This window comes from Streptomyces sp. NPDC029159, assembly GCF_055564055.1.
Genome location: NZ_JBVHWT010000003.1, coordinates 567,751 through 591,178, shown reverse-complemented (window position 1 = coordinate 591,178; position 23,428 = coordinate 567,751). Strand labels below are relative to the sequence as shown.

General features: G+C 72.8%; 18 protein-coding genes and 1 pseudogene. 6 read left to right on the top strand and 13 right to left on the bottom strand.

From position 1 onward, the window contains the following. The 3 genes and pseudogenes from ACZ4U4_RS09625 to ACZ4U4_RS09615 form a co-directional block, all read left to right on the top strand. Positions 1-105, top strand: a pseudogene (locus tag ACZ4U4_RS09625) (roadblock/LC7 domain-containing protein); the annotation flags it as partial. 84 nt (positions 106-189) lie between these two features. Next, the gene (locus ACZ4U4_RS09620; protein WP_467870882.1) at positions 190-804 is read left to right on the top strand and encodes a DUF742 domain-containing protein; all 615 of its coding nucleotides are present in this window, start codon (positions 190-192) and stop codon (positions 802-804) included. Beyond that, positions 785-1,363 carry a GTP-binding protein gene (locus ACZ4U4_RS09615; RefSeq protein ID WP_073447656.1) on the top strand — a complete coding sequence of 193 codons (579 nt, stop codon included), beginning with the start codon at positions 785-787 and terminating at the stop codon, positions 1,361-1,363. The genes ACZ4U4_RS09620 and ACZ4U4_RS09615 overlap by 20 nt, the downstream gene beginning before the upstream one ends. 68 nt (positions 1,364-1,431) lie before the next feature. On the opposite strand, the gene ACZ4U4_RS09610 is transcribed toward ACZ4U4_RS09615, so the two are convergent. After that, positions 1,432-3,057, bottom strand: a complete 1,626-nt coding sequence (locus ACZ4U4_RS09610; protein WP_467870880.1) for a dihydroxyacetone kinase family protein — start codon at positions 3,055-3,057, stop codon at positions 1,432-1,434. Positions 3,058-3,434: 377 nt separating this feature from the next. Between ACZ4U4_RS09610 and ACZ4U4_RS09605 the strand changes: the two genes are divergently transcribed. Continuing rightward, positions 3,435-4,730: an MFS transporter gene (locus ACZ4U4_RS09605; protein WP_467870878.1), complete on the top strand. Its 1,296-nt coding sequence runs from the start codon at positions 3,435-3,437 to the stop codon at positions 4,728-4,730. Between the two features lie 70 nt (positions 4,731-4,800). Here the strand turns inward: ACZ4U4_RS09605 and ACZ4U4_RS09600 are convergent, their stop codons facing one another. From ACZ4U4_RS09600 to ACZ4U4_RS09590, 3 genes are all read right to left on the bottom strand, one after another. Next, positions 4,801-4,998 (bottom strand): acyl-CoA carboxylase epsilon subunit, encoded by a 198-nt coding sequence (locus tag ACZ4U4_RS09600; protein WP_345085904.1) that lies wholly within the window; start codon positions 4,996-4,998, stop codon positions 4,801-4,803. Between the two features lie 73 nt (positions 4,999-5,071). After that, entirely contained in the window at positions 5,072-6,655 is a 1,584-nt protein-coding gene (locus tag ACZ4U4_RS09595; protein WP_467870875.1) for an acyl-CoA carboxylase subunit beta, read from the bottom strand. Positions 6,656-6,861: 206 nt separating this feature from the next. Beyond that, a complete protein-coding gene (locus ACZ4U4_RS09590; RefSeq protein ID WP_467870872.1) occupies positions 6,862-9,264 on the bottom strand; it encodes a polysaccharide lyase 8 family protein in 2,403 nt (800 codons plus the stop codon). A 295-nt stretch (positions 9,265-9,559) separates the two neighbouring features. Between ACZ4U4_RS09590 and ACZ4U4_RS09585 the strand changes: the two genes are divergently transcribed. After that, positions 9,560-10,171, top strand: a complete 612-nt coding sequence (locus tag ACZ4U4_RS09585; RefSeq protein ID WP_467870869.1) for a YceI family protein — start codon at positions 9,560-9,562, stop codon at positions 10,169-10,171. A 66-nt stretch (positions 10,172-10,237) separates the two neighbouring features. Here the strand turns inward: ACZ4U4_RS09585 and cimA are convergent, their stop codons facing one another. From cimA to ACZ4U4_RS09545, 8 genes are all read right to left on the bottom strand, one after another. Beyond that, on the bottom strand, positions 10,238-11,893 hold the full coding sequence (gene cimA / locus ACZ4U4_RS09580) for a citramalate synthase (RefSeq protein ID WP_467870866.1): 1,656 nt from the start codon (positions 11,891-11,893) through the stop codon (positions 10,238-10,240). 500 nt (positions 11,894-12,393) lie between these two features. Then, positions 12,394-13,710 (bottom strand): MFS transporter, encoded by a 1,317-nt coding sequence (locus ACZ4U4_RS09575; protein WP_467870864.1) that lies wholly within the window; start codon positions 13,708-13,710, stop codon positions 12,394-12,396. A gap of 125 nt (positions 13,711-13,835) precedes the next feature. Continuing rightward, entirely contained in the window at positions 13,836-14,447 is a 612-nt protein-coding gene (locus ACZ4U4_RS09570; protein WP_467870862.1) for a TetR family transcriptional regulator C-terminal domain-containing protein, read from the bottom strand. A gap of 75 nt (positions 14,448-14,522) precedes the next feature. Beyond that, entirely contained in the window at positions 14,523-15,560 is a 1,038-nt protein-coding gene (locus tag ACZ4U4_RS09565; protein WP_467870859.1) for an agmatine deiminase family protein, read from the bottom strand. A gap of 44 nt (positions 15,561-15,604) precedes the next feature. Further along, positions 15,605-17,296 (bottom strand): urease subunit alpha, encoded by a 1,692-nt coding sequence (locus ACZ4U4_RS09560; RefSeq protein WP_467870857.1) that lies wholly within the window; start codon positions 17,294-17,296, stop codon positions 15,605-15,607. After that, positions 17,293-17,982, bottom strand: coding sequence for an urease subunit gamma (ureA, locus tag ACZ4U4_RS09555; RefSeq protein WP_467870855.1), 690 nt, complete (start codon positions 17,980-17,982; stop codon positions 17,293-17,295). The genes ACZ4U4_RS09560 and ureA overlap by 4 nt, the downstream gene beginning before the upstream one ends. Positions 17,983-18,167: 185 nt before the next feature. After that, entirely contained in the window at positions 18,168-19,253 is a 1,086-nt protein-coding gene (locus ACZ4U4_RS09550; protein ID WP_467870852.1) for a branched-chain amino acid aminotransferase, read from the bottom strand. Positions 19,254-19,597: 344 nt separating this feature from the next. Then, a complete protein-coding gene (locus tag ACZ4U4_RS09545; protein WP_467870850.1) occupies positions 19,598-20,638 on the bottom strand; it encodes a 3-isopropylmalate dehydrogenase in 1,041 nt (346 codons plus the stop codon). Positions 20,639-20,767: 129 nt separating this feature from the next. Here ACZ4U4_RS09545 and ACZ4U4_RS09540 point away from each other — a divergent pair, with 129 nt between their 5' ends. Further along, the gene (locus tag ACZ4U4_RS09540; protein WP_467870847.1) at positions 20,768-22,372 is read left to right on the top strand and encodes a purple acid phosphatase family protein; all 1,605 of its coding nucleotides are present in this window, start codon (positions 20,768-20,770) and stop codon (positions 22,370-22,372) included. Here ACZ4U4_RS09540 and ACZ4U4_RS09535 read toward each other — a convergent pair. Then, entirely contained in the window at positions 22,317-23,420 is a 1,104-nt protein-coding gene (locus ACZ4U4_RS09535; RefSeq protein ID WP_467870845.1) for an NAD(P)-dependent alcohol dehydrogenase, read from the bottom strand. The genes ACZ4U4_RS09540 and ACZ4U4_RS09535 overlap by 56 nt on opposite strands. Positions 23,421-23,428: the final 8 nt, after the last annotated feature.

The following is a 23,428-nucleotide window of genomic DNA, read 5'->3' as shown; positions in this document are numbered from 1 at the left end:
GACATCGGCCTCGTCGGCTACGAAATGGCCCTCCTGGTCGACCGCGCAGGCAACGTCCTCACCCCCGACCTACGCGCCGAACTCCAGGGCAGCCTTCTGAACTAGCAGACAAGCAGTGCGTTTCCCGCCTTCGGCCCATTAGGGTGCGAGGGCGCGACCGGCGTCAGACAGGCAAGTTGAGGAGGAGACGTGGCAACGCCCCCTGACGGGTACCCGTACGGTCCCGGACAGCAGTCCGGACCCCAGGGCGAGACCCCTCACAACCGCTTCAACTTCCCGTCCGCGCCGAGCCGCCGGCCGCAGCGGTCCCAGCCGCCGCGGCAGCAGCAGCCCCCGCAGTCCCCACCCCGCCCGTACGACCCCCAGCCGTACGAGCCGTCGGTGTACGAGCCCCCTCGGACGCCCGGCATCCAGCCGGTGCAGCCGCAGCCCCCGGCGCCCCAGGCGCCCGTGGGCGGCGCGCACAACCCGTTGGTGCGCCCGTACGCCATGACCGGGGGCCGGACCCGGCCGCGCTACCAGCTCGCCATCGAGGCGCTGGTCAGCACCACGGCCGACCCGGCTCAGCTACAGGGCCAGCTGCCGGAGCACCAACGCATCTGCCACCTCTGCCGCGAGATCAAATCAGTCGCCGAGATCTCCGCACTTCTCTCCATCCCCCTCGGCGTCGCCCGGATCCTCGTCGCCGACCTGGCGGAGGCCGGACTTGTCGCCATCCATCAGCCCGGCGGGGACGAGACCGCCGGCGGACAGCCAGATGTGACACTGCTCGAAAGGGTGCTCAGTGGACTTCGCAAGCTCTAGCGGTGCAGCCCGCTCCACCACCTCCGCGAAAATCGTGGTGGCGGGCGGCTTCGGCGTGGGTAAGACCACGTTCGTCGGGGCCGTCTCAGAGATCAACCCGCTGCGCACCGAAGCCGTCATGACCTCAGCGTCTGCGGGGATCGACGATCTCACGCACGCGCCGGACAAGACGACGACGACCGTGGCGATGGACTTCGGCCGTATCACCCTGGACCAGGACCTGATCCTGTACCTCTTCGGTACGCCCGGTCAGGACCGCTTCTGGTTCATGTGGGACGACCTGGTACGCGGCGCCATCGGCGCCGTCGTCCTCGTCGACACCCGCCGCCTCGCCGACTGCTTCCCCGCCGTCGACTACTTCGAGAACAGCGGACTCCCCTTCGTCATCGCCCTCAACGGCTTCGACGGCCACCAGCCGTACACGCCGGACGAGGTCCGCGAGGCGCTGCAGATCGGGCCGGACGCCCCGATCATCACGACCGACGCCCGCCACCGCAGCGAGGCGAAGAGCGCACTCATCACGCTCGTGGAGCACGCGCTCATGGCCCGCCTGCGCTGACGACGCGCACGCACCACGCCGAAGGCCCCCGCACCGCTTGGTGTACGGGGGCCTTCGGCATGTGCGGCTCAGTCGGTGAGGGTGTCGCCGACGGCGGTGAGCAGCAGCGCGAGGGAGGTGGCGCCGGCGTCGGGGTGACCGCGGCCGAGGTCGCCCATGCGGGCGGCGCGGCCGCGGGCCGGGACGAGGTCGGCGGTCGCGGCGGCGGCGCGGGTGGCGGCCTCGGCGGCGGCGCGCCATGCCTTGGCGGGGCCGTCGGCGGTGCGGGCGCGCAGCGTGAGGCGGAACGGTTCGAGGGCGTCGAGCAGGGTCTTCTCGCCGACGCGGGCGCCGCCGAGGGCGGCGACGGCGTGGTGGGCGGCGTCGGCGGCGTCGGCGAACAGCTCGGTGGTGCAGGGGCCGTCGGGGGCCTTGGTGAGGACGGCGCCGGTCTCGGCGAGGAGGGCGCCGTAGAGCGCGCCCGACGCTCCGCCGGAGGCGTCGGCGAGGGCGAGTCCGGCGGCGAGCAGGGCGGCGCCGGCGGTGCGGGGTGCGGCCGGGCCGGTCTCGGTGGCGCGGGCGGCGGTGACGGCGGCGCGCAGTCCGCGGACGATGCCGATGCCGTGGTCGCCGTCCCCGGCGACGGCGTCGAGGCGGCCGAGTTCGTCCTCGTGGGCGGCGACGGCGTCGAGGGCGGCGCGGAGCGCGGCGGTGGCGGGCAGATCGGCGGCGGCGTCCGCGCGCGCGGGTGCGGTCCGGGCGGCCGGGATCCGCGCGGTGTCCGTGGTGTCGCCGTCCGCGGTGCGGTCGTCGGCGGCGGGGGTGTGGCCGCCGGGCAGGGCGCGGAAGGCGGGGGTGTCGCAGGGGGCGTCGTAGAGGGCGGTGAGTTCGTCGTCGAGGGCCATCAGGGAGAGGGAGACGCCGGCCATGTCGAAGGAGGTGACGAACTCTCCGACCTCGGGGCGGTAGGGCCGGAGTCCGGCGGCCCGCAGGCGGCGGTTGACCTGGCGGTAGACGACGAACATCTCCTCGTACTTGGTGCGGCCGAGGCCGTTGAGGAGGACGGCGACGCGGCCGTCGGCGGGCCGGGGCAGTTCGGCGAGGAGGGGGTCGACGAGCGCGTCGGCGAGTTCGGTGGCGGTGAGGGCGCCGGTGGAGCGCAGTCCGGGCTCGCCGTGGATGCCCATGCCGAGTTCGGTGGTGCCGGGGTCGACGGTGAAGAGCGGTGCGGCGGCGCCGGGCAGGGTGCAGCCGGCGAAGGCGGCGCCGAAGGTGCGGGTCATGGCGTTGGCGTGGGCGGCGAGGCGGGCGACGGTGTCGAGGTCGTCGCCGCGGTCGGCCGAGGCTCCGGCGATCTTGAAGACGAAGAAGTCTCCGGCGACGCCGCGGCGGTCGCGGGACGGGTCGATCTCCTGCCCGTCGGCGGGCGGCGGACCGCTGGCGACGTCGTCGGTGACGAGGACGGTGCGGACGTCGGTGCCCTCGGCGGCGAGGCGGCGGGCGGCGAGGCCGAAGTGCATGACGTCGCCCGCGTAGTTGCCGTAGGTCATCAGGACGCCGGCGCCGCCGTCGGCCGCGCGGGCGGTGCGGTAGACCTGTTCGGCGCTGGGGCTGGCGAAGACGTCGCCGATGGCGGCGGCGTCGGCGAGCCCGGGGCCGACGAGTCCGGCGAAGGCCGGGTAGTGGCCGGAGCCGCCGCCGATGACGACGGCCACCTTGCCGGGACGCGGCGGACGGTGCGTGCGTAGGCGTCGGCCAGCCCTTCCAGCCAGTCCTCGCGGAAGGTCTCGGCGTGGTGTCCGGGGCCGACGGGGGTGGTGGTCATCAGGGGCACACTCCTTTGTTTCGTCCCTGTTTGATTTAACACCTACATCACAGATCACGTCACCCCTCACCCGGGAAATCACCGAGTTACCTGGGATAACGACCACTCAAAATCCCTCGCATCACACCTTGCATGTGAAGATCTCAGGATTGATGATGCTCGCACCGCGCCCGCCGACCGGCGGCGCCCGAGCCCGGAGACCCGGCTCCTCAGCCCCGACCCGCCGTCCGCCGTCCTGCGGCGGCACCCGCCCCACGGAGGCGTGACATGGCACCACCCACCCTGTTCGACCGGATCGGCATCCCGCGGCCGCTGATCTTCGGCTACCTCGGCGTCCTGCTGTTCATGGTGGGCGACGGCGTCGAGTCCGGATTCATCGCGCCGTTCATGGCCGACCACGGCGCCGGGACCGAGGTACACGCCTCCTATGTGATCACCGCGTACGGCGTGACCGTCATGCTCGCCTCCTGGCTCTCCGGGGCGCTGTCGGACCTGTGGGGGCCGCGCCGGGTGATGCAGCTGGGGCTCGCGGTGTGGATCGTCTTCGACGTGCTCTTCCTCACCCTCGCCATCGGCCCGCAGAACTACCCGCTGATGCTGGTCTTCTACGGTCTGCGCGGCTTCGGGTACCCGCTCTTCGCCTTCGGATTCCTGGTGTGGATCACCGCCACCGCCCCGAAGGCGCGGATGGGCACCGCCGTCGGCTGGTTCTACGTCGCCTTCACCGGCGGTCTGCCGACCCTCGGTTCACTCGTCGCGGGCGTCACCAACCCGCTCTTCGGCCACCTGGGCACGTTGTGGGTGGCGCTGGCGATCATCGCCGTCGGCGGGGCGTTCTGTCTGCTCGGCGTGCGCGAGCGCACCGGGTTCGCGCGGCTTGCGCCGCCGGAGGTGCGTCCGGTGCAGTCGCTGCTCTCCAGCCTCTCCATCGCCTGGACCCATCCGAAGGTCGCCGTCGGCTGTGTGGTGCGCATCATCAACACCGCACCGGAGTTCGGCTTCCTGGTGTTCCTGCCGACGTTCTTCGCCAAGGAGTTGCACTTCGGCGAGGGCCGCTGGCTGACGCTGCTGGCCGTCATCTACGGCACCAACGTCTTCTGCAACCTTCTCTTCGGCGTGATCGGCGACAAGATCGGCTGGCGGAAGACGATCGCGTCGTTCGGCGGCATCGGCTGCGCGATCACCACGCTGACGCTGTACTTCGTCCCGAAGGCGGTAGGCAGCAACTACACCGTCGCGATCGTCGTCGGGATGCTCTACGGCGTGACGCTCGCCGGGTTCGTCTCCATCTCGGCGCTGATCCCGGCGCTCGCCCCCGACAACAAGGGCGGCGCGATGGCGCTGCTCAACCTGGGTGCGGGCGGCGCCGCGTTCGTCGGTCCGGCGATCGTCAGCCTCTTCCTGGGGCCGCTGGGCCCGTCCGGCGTGGTCATCATCTTCGCCGCGCTGTACGTCGTCTCGGCGCTGCTGACGCTGTATCTGAAGACACCGGAGGAGGAACGGGCCGCGGCGGAGCAGGTGCCGGACGGGCCGGACGCCGCGCCGGAGCCGGTCCGCGCCTGACCGCTCCCGGATACGCCTCGGGCCCCGCACCTGTGCATGGTGCGGGGCCCGAGGCGTATATGACGGGGTGTCAGCGCTGCCAGCTGGTCGCGCCGTGGAAGCCGTGCTGGCGCTCCAGGCGGCGCCAGCGCGCGGCGGTGGCGCGGGGGCGGGCCGGCGCGGCGGGGCGGTGGGCGGCGCGGGCCAGGAGCACGGCGGTCAGGGCGGCCAGCTCCTCCTCGCTGGCCTCGCCCTTCTCCACGCGGATGGGGGTGGCTGCGGAATTCATGCGTGCGTCTCCGTCGTCTTCGTCGTCTGTGGTGCCGTGGTCGCCTGCGTCGCCGGTCGGGCCGGCGGTGCGGCTACTGCGGCGGGTTGCCGTGCTTGCGCGCCGGGAGATCCGCGTGCTTGGTGCGGAGCATCTCCAGCGAGCGGATGAGCGTGTGGCGGGTGGTGGCCGGGTCGATGACGTCGTCCACCAGACCGCGCTCGGCGGCGTAGTAGGGGTGCATCAGCTCGGACTTGTACTCCTTGACCATGCGGGCGCGCATCGCCTCGGGGTCCTCGGCGTCGGCGATCTGCCGGCGGAAGATGACGCCCGCCGCGCCCTCGGCGCCCATGACCGCGATCTCGTTGGTCGGCCAGGCGTAGGTGAGGTCCGCACCGATGGACTGCGAGTCCATGACGATGTACGCACCGCCGTACGCCTTGCGCAGCACGATCGAGATGCGCGGCACGGTGGCGTTGCAGTAGGCGTAGAGCAGCTTGGCGCCGTGGCGGATGATGCCGCCGTGCTCCTGGTCGACGCCGGGCAGGAAGCCGGGGACGTCGAGCAGGGTGACGATCGGGATGTTGAAGGCGTCACACATCTGGACGAAGCGGGCGGCCTTCTCGGACGCCTCGATGTCGAGGACGCCGGCGAGCGACTGCGGCTGGTTGGCGATGATGCCGACCACCCGGCCGTCCAGCCGCGCCAGCGCGCAGATGATGTTGGTCGCCCAGCGCTCGTGGACCTCCAGGTATTCGCCGTCGTCGACGATCTCCTCGATGACCTTGCGCATGTCGTACGGGCGGTTGCCGTCCGCGGGGACCAGGTCGAGGAGGGCGTCGCCGCTGCGGTCCGCGGGGTCCTCGCACTCGACGACCGGCGGGTTCTCGCGGTTGTTGGCCGGGAGCAGCGAGAGGAGGTAGCGGACCTCTTCGAGGCAGGTGGCCTCGTCGTCGTAGGCGAAGTGCGCCACACCGGAGGTCTCGGCGTGGACGTCGGCGCCGCCCAGGCCGTTCTGGGTGATCTCCTCGCCGGTCACCGCGCGGACGACGTCCGGTCCGGTGATGAACATCTGGGAGGTGTCGCGGACCATGAAGACGAAGTCCGTCAGGGCCGGCGAATAGGCCGCGCCGCCGGCGCAGGGGCCGAGCATCACGGAGATCTGCGGGATGACACCGGACGCCTTGGTGTTGCGCTGGAAGATGCCGCCGTAACCGGCGAGCGCGGAGACACCCTCCTGGATACGGGCGCCCGCGCCGTCGTTCAGCGAGACCAGCGGCGCGCCCGCCTGGATCGCCATGTCCATGATCTTGTGGATCTTGGTGGCGTGCGCCTCACCGAGGGCACCGCCGAAGATCCGGAAGTCGTGCGCGTAGACGAAGACCGTCCGGCCGTGGACCGTGCCCCAGCCCGTGATCACACCATCGGTGTACGGCTTCTTCGCCTCCAGGCCGAAACCGGTCGCCCGGTGCCGGCGCAGCGGCTCCACCTCGTTGAACGAACCCTCGTCCAGCAGCAGCTCGATCCGCTCGCGGGCGGTCAGCTTGCCCTTCGCCCGCTGGGCCTCGGTGGCCCGCTCGCTGGGACCTCGGTACGCCTGCTCGCGGATCGCGTGCAACTCGGCGACGCGCCCACGGGCGTCGGTCGCGCCCGCGGGCACCTCTTCGACAGTGGTCATGCATCGACGGTACGTGGGCGAGGGCCCGGGCGCCGATGTCGGATTCGTACAACGTCGGATGCGATTTGGTGGGCAAGCAGTACAGAAGCCTCCTGTACGTGAGGTCGCCGCACTGCTCCGTTCGAGTGGGCTGCGCCGCCTGTGCTGTATGGGGCCGACAAAACCGGGAGGGGCGTCGGCGCCCCTCCCGGCGGCGTCCGCGCCGGTCAGCGCAGTGTGAGGGCGGCGGTGTGGGTGGTGCAGGCGGTTCCCGGGGTGAGCCGCAGGCGCAAGGTGCGGCCGGTGGCGAGGACCGCGATGCCGGGGTCGTGGTGCGCGACGGCGGCGACCGGCCGGTGCCAGACGATCTCCAGCGGTTCGCCGGTCCGCTCGGGCGCGGCGGCGTGCAGGGTGGCGGTGCGCGGCCCGGTGCGGCGGACGAGGAGGCTCACCGGGCCGTCGGCGGTGAGCGGTCCGGCGGTGCCGGGGCGGAAGAAGTTGGCGGCGGTCAGGCCGAGCGTGGGGACGGTGACGGCCTGCCGGTCGGCGGTGTGGGCGAGGACGGTGAGCCACCGGGGGTCGGCGGCGCGGGCGGCGACGGCGCGGGGTGTGGCGCCGGGCATCAGCAGGTAGAGGTACCGGGCGCCGTCCGGGTCGGTGCCGTGGTCGTGCCAGAGGGTGAGGTAGCGGCGGGTGAGCGGCGTGGCGTCGGAGTCGGTGTTGATGTCGTGCCAGGAGCCGGTGCGGTCCTCGCGGAGGGTGTGCAGTGCGGCGCCGCCCGGGAAGACGTATCCGCCGTGTCCGGCGAGGTGGGCCCAGCGGGCGGCGGGGAAGGTGCGGGCGGTGCCGGGGGCGGTGGGTTGCGGGTGGCCGTCGACGGTGAGGGCGGCGCCGAGGGCGCGGTTGTCGACGACCGTCTCGACGGGCACGCCGTCACGGGCGGTGATCCCGGCGCCGAGGCAGACGACGGTGTCGTCGAGGAAGAACCACGACTTGTGGGCGGTGAGGGTGGAGCCGAGGCCACGCAGGTGCTGGCCGACGGCGGCGTAGCTGCCGTCCGTGGTGCCGCCGACCCAGCGGACGTCGGGACGGGGCGCGCCGAAGGCGCCGCCCTCGTTGTCGGCGAGGCGTTTGGTGGAGACGGTGGTGCCGGGCATCCGGTAGGGGTCGACGGTGGGCCAGAAGGCGTCGGTGTACTGCGCCCCGCCGCTCTCCCCCGCCCACCAGGAGAGCATCCCGGCGCCGGTGTGCCAGCCGTGCGGGTTCTCGCCGTTGCCGTTCTCGTAGTGGGCGATGCGGTCGGAGGCCATGGCGAGCCCGGCGGTCCAGCCGGGGCGGCGGTGGACGGCGCGGTCCATGGCGGGGAAGAGGCGGTGGCCGTCGGGCTCCGGGGCGGGTGCGGCGGGGCCGTCGGCGATGGCGGCGAGGCGGGCGAGGTCGGCGACGGTGTACTGGCGGTCGGTGCGGACCGGCAGCACCCGGTCGCGGGCGACATGGCCCTTGACCAGGGCGTGCCAGCGGGCGCGGTCGGCCTCCCCGGCGCTCTCGGCGAGCAGGGCGACGGCGGCGAGGAGGGCGTGACCGTGGTAGTGGTCGCTGCGCGGGACGCGGCGGTCGTCGGTGAGCAGCGCGCCGCGGCTGACGGCCCGTCCGCTGACCATGTCCATCATCAGCCCGTCGTGGAGCAGCGGTGCGTAGGCGTGGGTGACGCTGTCGAGGACGGTGTGGCGGGCCGGGTCGGTGACGGCCCACTCGCTGCCGCCGAGCAGGGCGAGAAGGCGTCCGATGCCGTCGAGGAGGACGTAGCCGTAGGTGCCGGAGTAGGCGACGGCGGTGTGCTGGATGAAGGAGCCGTCGGCGTAGAGCCCGTCGCCGTGGGTGACGTAGGGGAAGACCGGGGAGAGGGCGTCGCGGGCGAGGGCGACCTTGGCGGGGTGCCGGCCGAGGATGCCGCTCAGGGCGACGACGCGGCACAGGTCGACGCGGTTGGCGCCGGTGCTGGTGCCGGTGTACGCGCCGAGCATCGTGTCGGGGACGAAGTGGTCGACGGCGGCGAGGTGGCGGGCGCGCTCGTCGTCGGGGAGCGGGCCGCCGGGCAGGTGGGTGTCGAGGACGGCGAGGGTGTCGAGGAGCTGCTGCGGGCTGCCGATCTGCCACTCCCACCAGTTGCCGTAGCGGTCGGCCCCGGCGTGGTAGACGACGGTTTCGAGGTGGTCGAGGCCGGTCCGGACGGCGTCGGCGAGGGCGGCGTCGCCGGTGCGTCCGGTGCCGGGCTGGGCGTACGCCTCGGCCATGGTGTGCAGCCGGGTGTAGCTGCGGGTGATCCCGGCGGGCGGGTCGAAGGGCTGGTCGGGCCAGAGCGAGGCGGCGGCGGGCCGCATGGTGGCGGCGAACCCTCCGGCCAGCTCCCCGGTCTCGCGCAGCGCGCGGGCGTACGGCTCGGCGTCCGGGTCGAAGCCGGTGCCGAGGACTAGCTCCGTCCAGCGGCGGCGCAGGGCGGCGAAGACGTCGTCGGAGGCCGCGGATCTTCGGGCCGGCGCGGCGGACGTGACCGGTGTGGCGGCGCCGAGGGCGGCGGCGCCCCCGGTGGCGAGGAAAGCGCGGCGGGACCAGGCGGAGGGGTGCGGCACGGTCGTTCCTCTCGGTGACGGCACGGCGGGCCCGGACCGGCCGACCGGCCTGCGGGACGGCGCACATGGCGGGCGGAGCGCCGGTGTAGCACGGGGCGCACGACGGAACAAGGGCTCCGCGAGAGGGGCGGGGGCGGACGGGGTGGAAGGGGCGCCGCGGCCCCTCCCCCGCGCCGGTGGACCCGGGCCGCACCCCTCTGCCCGGGCCCCACGAACCGAAGAAGTTGAAAGTTGAACCAGACCGCGCTACAGTCATTCTCGTTGAACGTTAAACAACTTCTTCCGAGGAGGAGCCATGGCTCTGTTCACCCGCAAGCGCGCCGAAGCCCCCGCCGCCCCCGCCCTCGTCGCGGCGGACCCCGCGCTCGCCGCGCTGACCGGCGACTACACCATCGACCCGGCCCACAGCAGCATCGGATTCGCGGTGCGCCACGCCATGGTCACCAACGTCCGCGGCTCCTTCGGCGCCTACGAGGGCCGGCTGCACCTCGACGGCTCCGAGCCGGGCCGCTCCACCGCCGCGCTGGAGATCCGGACCGAGAGCATCGACACCGGCATCGGCGACCGCGACGCCCACCTGCGCGGCGGCGACTTCTTCGACGCCGAGGCGTTCCCGCTGATGACCTTCGTCTCCACCGCCGTCGAGCAGCTCACCGCCGACCGCTTCCGCGTCACCGGCAACTTCACGGTCAAGGACGTCACCCGGCCGCTCACCCTCGACCTGGAACTCCAGGGCGCCGCCACCGACGTCTACGGCGCCGAGCGCGTCGGCTTCGAGGGCTCCGCCGAGATCCTGCGCTCCGAGTGGGGCCTGACCTGGAACGCCGCGCTGGAGGCCGGTGGCGTGATGGTCAGCGACAAGGTCAAGCTCACCTTCGACATCTCCGCGGTGAAGAACGCCGCCTGATCCCCGCACGCGAAAGCCCCGCACCGCCCCGGAGGGCCGTGCGGGGCTTTCGCGTGTGCGGTCCGGTTACTCCTGCGGCTCCACCCCGGCGCGCAGCAGCCCGTACGCGTAGGCGTCGTCGAGCGCCTGCCAGGAGGCGGCGATGACGTTCTCGGCGACGCCGACCGTCGACCACTCGCCGTTGCCGTCGGTGGAGGAGATCAGGACGCGGGTGATCGAACCGGTGCCCTGGCGGCCCTCCAGGATGCGGACCTTGTAGTCGACCAGCTCGATCCGGGCGAGCTGCGGGTAGATCCGCTCCAGGCCGACGCGGAGCGCCCGGTCCAGGGCGTTGACCGGGCCGTTGCCCTCGGCGGTGGCGACGATCCGCTCGCCCTTCGCCCACAGCTTCACCGTCGCCTCGTTGGCGTGCGAGCCGTCCGGGCGGTCCTCGACGATCGCCCGCCAGGACTCGGTACGGAAGAACCGCGCGGCCCGGCCCCGCTCGCCCTCGCGCGCCAGCTCGTCGCGGAGCAGCAGCTCGAAGGAGGCGTCGGCGGCTTCGTAGGTGTACCCCGCCAGCTCGCGTTCCTTGACCCGCTCGACGACCCGGCCGACCAGCTCCCGGTCGCCGCCGAGGTCGATGCCCAGCTCCTTGCCCTTCAGCTCGATCGAGGCGCGGCCGGCCATGTCGGAGACGAGCATCCGCATGGTGTTGCCGACCAGCGCCGGGTCGATGTGCTGGTAGAGGTCCGGGTCGACCTTGATCGCGGAGGCGTGCAGCCCGGCCTTGTGGGCGAACGCCGAGACCCCGACGTACGGCTGGTGGGTGGCGGGCGTGAGGTTGACGACCTCGGCGATGGCGTGCGAGATCCGGGTGGTCTCGGCGAGCTTGCCGGGCGGCAGCACCGCACGGCCGTACTTCAGCTCCAGCGCGGCGACCACGGGGAAGAGGTTGGAGTTGCCGACCCGCTCGCCGTAGCCGTTGGCGGTGCACTGGACGTGGGTGGCACCGGCATCCACCGCGGCGAGGGTGTTGGCGACGGCGCAGCCGGTGTCGTCCTGGGCGTGAATGCCCAGGCGAGCGCCGGTGTCGGCGAGGACGGTGCGGACGACGGCGGCGACCTGCGCGGGCAGCATGCCGCCGTTGGTGTCGCAGAGGACGACCACATCGGCGCCCGCCTCGCTCGCGGTGCGCACGACCTGCTTGGCGTAGGCGGCGTCCAGCGCGTAGCCGTCGAAGAAGTGCTCGCAGTCGAGGAAGACCCGGCGGCCCTGGTCGCGCAGGTACGCGACGGTGTCCGCGACCATCGCGAGGTTCTCCTCGGGCGTGGTGCGCAGCGCCAACTCGACGTGCCCGACGTGGGACTTGGCGACCAGCGTGACGACCGGTGCACCGGACTCCAGGAGGGCGGTGACCTGCGGGTCGTCCTCGACGCGGACCCCGGCCTTACGGGTGGCGCCGAACGCGACGAGCTGGGCGTGCCGGAAGTCGATCTCGGCGCGGGCGCGTTGGAAGAACTCGGTGTCGCGGGGGTTGGCACCGGGCCAGCCGCCCTCGATGAAGCCGACGCCGTAGTCGTCCAGATGACGGGCGAGGGTGAGCTTGTCGGCGACGGTGAGATTGATGCCCTCGCGCTGGGCGCCGTCGCGCAGCGTGGTGTCGAAGACGTGGAAGTCGTCGGGGACCGCGCCCGCGGGGCGGGGCTCGGGCGACGCCGGGGCTTTGTGTGCGTCCGTCATGCTGGTCTGGCTCCTGTCGGGATCTCGGTCTACCGGAATGACCGGCTCCACCGCCCCTCCATGTTCCCTCGCGCTCCGCCTTCCGGTGCCGGGTGGGTCCGGAAACGAAAAAACCCCTCGCGGGTGCGAGAGGTCTGCGCGCGGGTCTGGGACGACGAGGGCCGCGCCGTACGCGGTAGGTACGGGGCGGTCACTGCGGACCGGCGCGCCTGCTGCCAATAATCATGGCGAACGAGAGCACGGGGGCAGTTTGGCACGTCCCGCGCAGTACGAGGTAGCCGGTCTCACGATGCGGGCGCCGGGGCACACACGGACCGGGCGCGGGCGGAGTGCCGTGATCCGGCGGCGGCCCGGGGAGAGGGCCGCCGCCGGCCGGCCGACGGTCCGGGCCGGCTCGGGGGGACCGGCCCGGTGCGTCGTGGCAGGGCGTCCGCCGGTCAGGGTCCGTACGGGCGCCGTGGTGCGGGGCGGGCCGGACGGCTGGCGTCCGGCCCGGTGGGTCAGGCGGGGGTCGCGGTCGGCTCGTCCGCCGCCGCGCCGTCCTTGCCGACGCGGTGCAGGTCGATGGTGCGGGTCTCGCGCATCGTCAGGTAGACGACGAGGGAGACGGCGGCGCACCCGGCGACGTACCAGTAGTAGCCGGACTCGATGCCGCCGTTCTTGAACCAGAGCGCGACGTACTCGGCGGTGCCGCCGAAGAGGGCGTTGGCGATGGCGTACGGCAGGGCGACGCCGAGGGCGCGGATGCCGGTGGGGAACAGCTCCGCCTTCACACAGGCGTTGATCGAGGTGTAGCCGGTGACGACGACCAGCGCCAGCAGCGAGAGGCCGAGCGCGGGCCAGAAGGACCCGGCGTGCCGCAGCAGCGTCATGATCGGCACGGTCAGGAACGTCGAGCCGAGCGCGAAGGTGATCAGCAGCGGCCGGCGGCCGATCCGGTCGGAGAGCCGTCCGGCAAGCGGCTGGAGGCACATGAAGAGGAAGAGCGCGCAGAAGCTCACCAGCGAGGCGGTGGACTTCTCCATCCCCGCGCTGTTCGAGAGGTACTTGGTGAGGTACGTCGTGTACGTGTAGTACGCCACGGTGCCGCCCATGGTCAGCGCGATGACGAGGAACGCCTCGCGCTTGTGGGCCAGCAGCGCCTTGAGGGTGCCGCGGTCGGGGTCGGTGGCGGCGTCCTCGTCGGCGGCGTAGACGTCCGCCTCCAGCATGTTGCGGCGCAGGTAGAAGACGACGGCGGCGCCGAGCGCGCCGATGATGAACGGGATCCGCCAGGCCCAGCTGTGCAGCGCCTCGTCGGACATGGTCCGCTGGAGGACGATCTGGAGGCCGAGGCCGAGGAGCTGGCCGGCGGTCATCGACACGTACTGGAAGCTGGAGGCGAAGCCGCGCCGTCCGGGGGCGGAGGCCTCGGTCAGGTAGGTGGCGCTGGCCGCGTACTCGCCGCCGACGGAGAGGCCCTGGAGCATCCGGGCGATCAGCAGGACGGCGACGCCGCCGTAGCCCGCGACGGCGTAGGTGGGTGCGACGGCGATGAGGATCGCCGAGGCGGACATCAGGGTGACGGTGAGGGTGAGCGCCGCCTTGCGGCCCTTGCGGTCACCGACCCGGCCGAGCAGCCAGCCGCCGACGGGGCGCAGGAAGAAGCCGACCGCGAAGATCCCCATGGTGTTCATGAGGTTGGCGGTGTCGTTCCCCTTGGGGAAGAACGCGTCCGCGAAGTACACCGCGAAGCTGGCGTACACGAACCAGTCGAACCACTCGACCATGTTCCCGGCCGAGCCGACCCAGATCTTCTTCCACTGTTCTCTCCCCATAGCCGATCACGGTCGCCGACCGGCGCCCACTCGGCAAGAGCAACGTCCGCAACGATCCCGCGTACTTGAGTACGTTGCGTTCGCGGACGGGGATTTTTCCCGGCGTGCCCGGCGCCGGGACGGCCTCACGCCGGGGTCAGCGTCTCGTCGAGGAACTCCGCCACCTGCCCGCGGACCACGGCGGGGTCCGTGCCGGGCAGGCCCACGACGAGGTGGGTGGCGAAGCCGTCGAGAAGGGCGCGGATGCGGGTGGCGAGGCGTTCGGCGTCGGCGGGGCGGAAGGTGCCGTCCGAGGCGCCCTCGACGAGGAGGGCGACGAGGTCGCGGTGCCAGGCGAGTTCGAGGTCGAGTTGGCGTTCGCGGGCCGCGTCGTCGGCGGTGCGGGTGCGGTTCCAGACCTCCAGCCAGAGGGTCCAGCGCGGGTCGCCGGGGCCGTCGGGGAGGTAGAGGTCGACGAGCGCGTCGAGGCGTTCGCGGACCGGGACGCGGCGGGCGAGGGCGGTGCGGCGGTCGGCGCCGAGCTGCTCCTCGCTCCAGCGCAGCGTCTGGAGCAGCAGCTCGTCCTTGGTGCCGAAGTAGTACAGGATGTGGCCGCTGCTCATGCCGACCTCGCGGCCCAGGCCCGCCATCGTCAGCCCGGCGAGTCCCCGGTCGGCGATGGTCGCCATCGCGGCGGCGAGTACCTGTTCGCGGGGCTGGTTGAGCCGCCGCCGGGGACGGCGGGCGGGTTCGGACACGGGGCCTCCTGGGTCGGCGGAAGGGTGACAGAAGGACCCTAGGGGACGGCGTCCGGTCCGCCGTCCCGGCGGGTGTCAGGGGCGCGGCTGCTGCTGGGTGATGCAGTGGATGCCGCCGCCCGCGGCGAAGATCGTGCGGGCGTCGACGAGGGTGACGGTGCGGTCCGGGAAGAGGCGGCGGAAGAGCGCCGCGGCCTCCTCGTCGCGCGGGTCGTCGAAGGCGCAGAGGACCACGCCGTCGTTGCAGAGGTAGTGGTTGAGGTAGGAGTGGTCGACGAGTTCGCCGTCCGCCTCGATGGCGGTCGGCGCGGGCACCTCGACGACCTCCAGGCGGCGGCCCCGGGCGTCGGTGGCGGCGCGCAGCACCTCGGCGATCTCCTTGCCGACGGCGTGGTCGGGGTGGGCCGGGTCGGGCTGGCTGTGGACGAGGACGGTGCCGGGGCGGGCGAAGGCGGCGACGATGTCGACATGGCCGCGGGTGCCGAACCGGCCGTAGTCGGCGGTGAGTCCGCGCGGCAGCCAGATGGCCTTGGTGGTGCCGAGGTGGGCGTGGACCTCCGCCTCGACGTCCTCCTTGGTGCGGCCCGGGTTGCGGTCCGGGTCGAGCTGCACGGTCTCGGTGAGCAGCACGGTGCCCGCGCCGTCGACATGCAGCCCGCCGCCCTCGTTGACCAGCGACGACGCATACGTACGGGCCCCGGCCAGGCCCGCGACGTGCGCGCCGATCCGGGCATCGTGGTCCCAGCGGGCCCAGTCCTGGGCGCCCCAGCCGTTGAAGATCCAGTCGGTGGCGCCGAGCGTGCCCGCGCCGTCGGTGAGGAAGGTGGGGCCGATGTCGCGCATCCAGGCGTCGTCCAGCTCCGCCTCGACGACGTCGATGTCCGGGCCGAGCAGGGCGCGGGCGCCCTCGGCGGCGGGCGCGGCGACGACGGTGACCGGTTCGAAGCGGCGCACCGCGCGGGCCACCGCGGCCCAGGCGTGGCGGGCGGCGCGCAGCGTCTCGCCGCCCTCCGGGCCGAAGGTGGCGTTCGGTCCTGGCCAGGCCATCCAGGTGCGGTCGTGCGGCGCCCACTCGGGGGGCATGCGGAAGCCGTCGGCGGCGGGGGTGTTCATGCGGGGGTCCTCACAGTTGGATGCCGGGGCGCGCGCCCGGCGGCTCACAGGAAGTACAGGCGGGAGAGGGAGACGGACTCGGCCGGGTCGGAGCGCATCGGCTCGCCGTCGAGGGTGACCCGTCCGCTGCGGGCGTCGACCTGCACCTCGCCGATCCGGGAGTTGTGGACGAGGTCGGCGGGGCCGATGCCGCGGGTGCCGCGGACGGCGACCCGGCGGCGGCGGGTGGGCAGGTGGTCGCCGCCCGCCTCGACCGCGGCGCGGGAGACGAAGGCGACGGAGAGTTCGGCGGGCGCGGCGCCGTGCGCGCCGAACTGCGGGCCCAGGACGAGCGGTTCGCAGGTGTCGGTGGCGGCGTTCGGGTCGCCGGTCACGCCGTACGCGGGGAAGCCGGACTTCAGCACCAGCTGCGGTTTGGCGCCGAAGAACTGCGGCTGCCAGAGCACGATGTCCGCCATCTTGCCGGTCTCGATCGACCCGATCTCGTGGGCCAGCCCGTGCGCGAGCGCCGGGTTGAGCGTCAGCTTGGCGATGTAGCGCAGCACCCGGGCGTTGTCGTCGTGCGGTCCGTCGCCGTCGAGCGGGCCCAGCTCCGCCTTCATCTTCCCGGCCATCGCGAAGGTCCGGCGGACGGTCTCCCCGGCGCGGCCCATGCCCTGCGCGTCGGAGGAGGTGATGCCGATGGCGCCCAGGTCGTGGAGGACGTCCTCGGCGCCCATCGTCCCGGCGCGGATCCGGTCGCGGGCCATGGCGGCGTCGCCCGGCAGATCGGTCTTGAGGTCGTGGACGGAGACGATCATGCCGTAGTGCTCGGCGACGGCGTCCCGCCCGAAGGGCAGCGTGGGGTTGGTGGAGGAGCCGATGACGTTCGGGACGCCCGCCATCTTCAGGACGTTGGGGACGTGTCCGCCGCCGCAGCCCTCGATGTGGAAGGCGTGGATGGTGCGGCCCTCCAGGACGGCGAGGGTGTCCTCGACGGAGAGGCATTCGTTGAGGCCGTCGCTGTGCAGCGCGACCTGCACGTCGTGCTCCTCGGCCACCCGCAGCGCGGTGTCCAGGGCGCGGGTGTGGGCGCCCATGTCCTCGTGGACCTTGAAGCCGCAGGCGCCGCCCTCGGCCAGCGCCTCGACCAGCGGCGCAGCGCCCGAGGACGAGCCGCGGCCCAGGAAGCCGATGTTGACCGGCCAGGCGTCGAACGCGCCGAACGCCCGGCCCAGCGCCCACGGCGAGTTGACGCCGACGCCCCAGACCGGCCCGAACTCCTGGCCGATGATCGTGGTGACGCCGGAGGCGAGCGAGGCTTCCATCACCCGCGGGGAGAGCAGATGGACGTGGGTGTCGACGGCGCCGGCGGTGGCGATCAGCCCCTCGCCGGAGACGATGGTGGTGCCGGTGCCGGTGACGACGTCCACCCCGTCGAGGGTGTCCGGGTTCCCGGCCCGTCCGACGGCGGCGATCCGCCCCTCACGGATGCCGATGGACACCTTGCGGATGCCCTGGACCGCGTCGATGACCAGGACGTTGCTGATCACGATGTCGCAGGTGTCGCGGACCCCGGCGGCCTTGAGGTGGAGCCCGTCGCGGGCGGTCTTGCCGAATCCGGCGAGGAATTCGTCGCCGGGCCGCTGGGCGTCGGAGGTGACGCGGACGACGAGCCCGGTGTCGCCGAGGACGACCCGGTCACCGGCGCGCGGTCCGTGCACCGACGCGTACTCGTGGGGATCCATGGCGGTCATCGCTGTCCTTCCGCTCCCAGGTAGCCGCAGGCGGCCGCCCGCCGCAGCGCTTCGTCCTTGGCCCCCGGCGCGTCCAGCGGCCCGTCGACGAGTCCGGCGAAGCCGATCGCGATGCGGTCGCCGCCGATCGGCACCAGCCCGACCTCGGCGGTGCCACCGGGGTCGAACCGCACGGACGAGCCCGCCGGGACGCAGAGCCGCATCCCGTAGGCGGCGCCGCGGTCGAACTCCAGCCGGGGGTTGGCCTCGAAGAAGTGGAAGTGCGAGGTGACGCTGACCGGCACCGTGGCGGTGTTGCGGACGGTCAGCCGCAGCGCCGGTTCGGGCTCCGGATCCGCCGGCCTGGGCAGGACGGCGCCGGGTCCGTGCGGGTCGGGCACCGCACCGCGGATCGGCTCGCTGACCACCGCGAGCCGGGAGCCGTCGTCGAAGACGGCCTCGACATGCACCTCGGTGACGACGTCGGCGACGCCGGGCAGCACATCGTCCGGGCCGAGCACCGAGCGCGCCGCCTCGATCGCCTCGGCGAGGCGGCGCCCGTCACGGGCCGCCTCGCAGACGGTGTCCGCGATCAGCGCGGTGGCCTCGGGGACGTTCAGCCGCACCCCGCGGGCCCGGCGCGCCCGCGCCAGCTCCGCGGCGCCGAACAGCAGCAGCCGGTCGCGTTCCGTCGGGGTCAGCCGCATCCTCACACCTCCAGCTCGATTTGAGCGCCACTCTAACTTGAGGGAGGGGAGTACGGAAGAGCGGCTTCCTCGCCATGGAGGGCAAGGCTTCCACCTATCGATCGCCGCTCTAATGAATTACGTCCGGAACGCAGAGCGGGCCGCCACCCGTGCGGGGTGGCGGCCCGGTGCGTACGGGTGCGGGCTCAGCCCAGGGGGTGCATCCAGCCGTGCGGGTCGGGGGCGGCACCGGTCTGGATGTCCAGCAGCGCCTTGCGGAGCTTCATGGTGACCTCACCGGGCTGCCCGTCGGCGACGTCCCAGGCACCGTCGGCGGACTTCACCGAGCCGACCGGGGTGATCACGGCGGCGGTGCCGCAGGCGAAGACCTCGGTGAGCGAACCGTCGGCGGCGCCCGCCTTCCAGTCCTCCACGCTGATCCGCTCCTCGGCGACCTCGTATCCCAGGTCGGCGGCGATGGAGAGCAGCGAGGCGCGGGTGATGCCGGGCAGCAGCGAACCGGTCAGCTCCGGGGTGACGATGCGGTCGCCGAAGACGAAGTAGAGGTTCATGCCTCCCATCTCCTCGATCCAGCGGCGCTCGATCGCGTCCAGCCAGACGACCTGGTCGCAGCCCTGCTCGGCGGCCTGGGCCTGGGCGACCAGCGAGGCGGCGTAGTTGCCGCCGGTCTTGGCGGCGCCGGTGCCGCCGGGCACCGCGCGGACGTACTCCTTCGACAGCCACACCGACACCGGCTTCACGCCACCGGCGAAGTAGGCGCCCGCCGGGGAGGCGATGACGATGAACAGGTACTCGTTGGCGGGCCGGACGCCCAGCCCCACCTCGGTCGCGATCATGAAGGGCCGCAGGTAGAGCGACTCCTCACCGGAGGCCGGCACCCACGCCTTGTCCTGGGTGACCAGCGCGTCGCAGGCGGCGATGAAGGTCTCGACGGGCAGCTCGGGCATGCCGATCCGGCGCGCGGAGTCCTGGAAGCGGCGGGCGTTGGCGTCCGGACGAAAGGTGGCCACGCCGCCGTCGGGGCGGCGGTACGCCTTCAGCCCCTCGAAGATCGTCTGCGCGTAGTGGAGGGTCATGTTCGCCGGGTCCATGGAGAGCGGCGCGTACGGGACGAGCTGGGCGTCATGCCAGCCGCGGCCCTCCGTCCACCTGATCGTCACCATGTGATCGGTGAAGTGCCGGCCGAAACCCGGGGCCGAAAGGATCCGCTCCCGCTCGGCGTCGGACAGCGGGTTCGCGGAGGGCTTGAGTTCGATCGTGGGCGTCGTCATGAATGCGTGTCCTTCACTGCGTCTTCCGGAGCCGACGGGCGGGGCCGGGCGTGCTCGGGGTGCGGCACCGGTGCGGTTGTTACGGCCGCGCGCCCCGGGCGCGGGGTGGCCCTGGCGTCAGGGGCGCCTCGTCGTCGCGGCCGGCGGTCCATGTCCGATTATCGCGCGCGGGTGTCCGGGGGCGGAACGGGTGTGCGCGACTCCCGTTGCCCGGCGTGTGCCGGTGCGGACCGGTTCGTCCGCCGAGGATCCCTCGGACCGGAGGTACGTACACGGGATATACGGCACGGAGCGCCGGGCCTTTCCGGCCCGGCGCTCCGTGGTGTGGCGATGCGGCGCGGGCGTCAGCCCGCTACACGTGCGGCGAGCAGATCACCGATCTCGTCGGTGGTGCGGGCCGTACCGTCGCGGGCCTCCAGGTCGGCGGCGACCGCCTCCTCGATGCGGACCGCCTCGGCGTCGAGACCGAGGTGGCGCAGGAGCAGGGCGACCGAGAGGACCGTGGCGGTCGGGTCGGCCTTGCCGGTGCCCGCGATGTCCGGCGCGGAGCCGTGGACCGGCTCGAACATCGAGGGGAACTCGCCGGTCGGGTTGATGTTCCCGGAGGCGGCGAGGCCGATCCCGCCGGTGACGGCGGCGGCGAGGTCGGTGAGGATGTCGCCGAAGAGGTTGTCGGTGACGAGGACGTCGAACCGCTCGGGCTGCGTGACGAAGAAGATCGTCGCGGCGTCGACGTGCAGATAGTCGGTGGTGACCTCGGGGTACTCCGCGCCGACCTTGTCGAAGATGTTCTTCCACATGTGCCCGGCGTGGACCAGCACGTTGTTCTTGTGCACCAGCGTCAGCTTCTTGCGGGGCCGCGCGGCGGCCCGCGCGAACGCGTCCCGGACGACCCGCTCCACGCCGTAGGCGGTGTTGACGCTGACCTCGGTGGCGACCTCGGCGGGCGTACCGGTGCGCAGGCTGCCGCCGTTGCCGGTGTAGGGGCCCTCGGTGCCCTCGCGGACGACGACGAAGTCGATGTCGGGGCGACCGGCCAGCGGCGTCGCGGTGTTCGGGAAGAGCTTCGACGGCCGCAGGTTCACGAAGTGGTCGAAGGCGAAGCGGAGCTTGAGCAGCAGTCCGCGCTCCAGTACGCCGGAGGGCACGGACGGGTCACCGATCGCGCCCAGGAGGATCGCGTCGTGCTCCTGGAGCGCCGCCAGCTCCTCGTCCGGGAGGGTGTCACCGGTCGCGTGCCAGCGCTTGGCACCAAGGTCGTACTCCTTGGTTTCCAGCTTGACGTCCTGCGGGAGGACGGCGGTCAGGACCTTGAGGCCCTGGGCCACGACCTCCGGGCCGATACCGTCACCGGGGATCACTGCGAGGCGAATGCTGCGAGACATGCCTGGACCCTACTCGTCGTCCCATTCATTGACACGCGGCGTCCGCCATGCGGACACATGGGGAGCCGGTCAGCCGCCGTTCACCTCACCGTCCCGCTGCGGTCGGGTGGCGCTGGGACATTCGGGGCCATGACTGGAGACTCCCGGGGGAGCGCCCCCCAGCCCTCGCATCTGCCGCGCGTGGGCATACCGGAACGGCTCGCCGCCCGGATGAGCATGCCCGAACAGCACGCGTACCTGCGGACCAGGCTGACCCGGCGGGGCCTGCTGCGCACCTCGGCGGCGGGCGCCGGAGCCGTCGCGGCGGGCGGCCTGCTGGCCGGTTCGGCACACGCCGCGCCCGTCGCCACCCCCACGCTGCTCACCTCGGGCGCCGCCTCGCCGGTGGACGGTTCGCTGGTCGCCCCGTTCGCCCGCCATCTGGCGTTCGGCGCCGATCCGACGACGCAGATGCGGGTCGGCTGGCAGGTGCCGTTCGCGGTACGGCGGCCCTATCTGCGGGTCGGGCTGAAGCCCTGGGACCTGGGCCGCAAGATCCAGGCGGAGGTCCGCGGCCTGCACACCCCGTCGCTGTCGTCGAAGCTGCCCGCGGTCGACCAGTTCTATCTGCACGCGGCGCTGGACGGGCTGCGCCCGGGCACCACGTACTACTACGGCGTCGGCCACGACGGCTTCGACCCGGCGGACGCACGCCACTTCTCCACCGTCGGCACCTTCCGCACCGCCCCGGCGCGCGCCGAGCGGTTCGTCTTCACCGCCTTCGGCGACCAGGGCGTCAGCTACCACGCGCTCGCCAACGACCAGCTGATCCTGGGCCAGAACCCCGCCTTCCACCTGCACGCCGGCGACATCTGCTATGCCGACCCGGACGGCCAGGGCTCCGAGCACGACACCTACGACGCGCGGGTGTGGGACCAGTTCCTCGCCCAGACGGAGTCGGTGGCGAAGTCCGTGCCGTGGATGGTGACGACCGGCAACCACGACATGGAGGCGTGGTACTCCCCCAACGGCTACGGCGGCCAGAACGCCCGCTGGACCCTGCCGGGCAACGGCCCCGACCCCCGGGCGGCACCCGGCGTCTACTCCTTCACCTACGGCAACACCGCCGTCGTCGCCCTGGACGCCAACGACGTCTCCTACGAGATCCCCGCCAACCAGGGCTACACCGGCGGCCGCCAGACCCGCTGGCTCGACCGGCGCCTGGGCGAACTGCGCGCCACCCCCGGCATCGACTTCGTCGTCGTCTTCTTCCACCACTGCGCGTACTCCACCACCAACGCGCACGCCTCCGACGGCGGTGTCCGCGACGCCTGGCTGCCGCTCTTCGAGAAGCACCGCGTCGACCTCGTCGTCAACGGCCACAACCACGTCTACGAGCGCACCGACGCCCTCAAGGGCGGCCGGGTGGCGAAGAAGATGCCCCCGGGCGAGCGGGTGGACCCGCGCCACGAGGGCATCGTCTACGTCACCGCCGGCGGCGCGGGCAAGGCGCTCTACGACTTCCCCGTCCCGGACAGCTACGAGGGTCACGTCAAGGACCTCGACCACGTGGACACCTACCACTGGACGAAGGACCGCGCGAAGGCGAAGGAGGCCGTGGAGTGGTCCCGGGTGCGCTACACCGGCTTCTCGTTCCTCGCCGTCGAGGTGGTCCCCGGCCACCGGCCGACGATGAAGGTCACCGCGCTCGCCGAGTCCGGTGAGCGGATCGACCACTTCGAGGTGGTCCGGTAGCCCGGCTCACCCCCGGGGGGAGGATCACGGCCCGGCCGTCGATCTTCCCCTGGTGCAGCCGCTCGTAGGCGAGCGGCGCCTCGTCGATCCCGTACGTCTCGGTGTGCACCGCGACCGCACCGGCCCGGGCCAGCGCCAGCACCTCCGCCAACTCGGCACGGCTGCCCCAGTACGGCGCGCAGACCGACACCTCGTACGCGGTGGTCCCGAATCCGACCGGCAGCGCGCCGCCGCCCAGCCCGACGATGGTGACGTCCGCCTCCGCCGCGGCCATCGCCCCGGCAGCGGCGGCCGTCGGCGGCGCGCCCACGAAGTCCAGCACCAGCTGGGCGCCGAGACCGCCGGTCCGCTCGCGGACCGCGGCGGCGGCGTGCACGTCGGAGCGCACCGTCTCGTGCGCGCCGACCTCGCGGGCGAGCGCCAGCTTCTCGTCCGCGACGTCCAGCGCGATGACGTGTGCGGCGGTCATCGCCCGCAGCAGCTGGATCGCGACATGCCCCAGTCCCCCGGCGCCGATGACCACGGCGGTCGAGCCCGGCACCAGCTTGAGCAGCGACCGCTTGATGGCGTGGTACGGCGTCAGACCGGCGTCGGTCAGCGGGACCGCTGCGACCGGGTCGAGCCCGTCGAGCGGCACCAGATGGCGCGGGTCGTCGACGACCATGTACTCCGCCATGGCGCCCGGCGCGCCCAGTCCGGGCGGGAAGATGCCGAGGTCGGCGGCGCGGCGGCAGTAGTTCTCCCGGCCCTCGGCACATGCCGCGCAGCGGCCGCAGCCCCACGGCCCGTAGACCGCGACCTGCTCGCCGACGGTGAGCCCGGTGACGCCCGCGCCCAGCGCGGCGACGGTGCCGACGCCCTCGTGGCCGAGGGTGAGCGGCAGCGGGAAGCCCAGTTTCTCCACGGGCATCCCCATCACGGCGATGTCGGAGTGGCAGACCCCGGCGGCGGTCACCGCCAGCAGCACCTGCCCGGGCCCGGCCTCGGGCTCGGGAACGGTGACGACCTGCGGCGCCCCGCCGGGCTCGCGGTACTGAACAGCCTTCATCGCGCGCT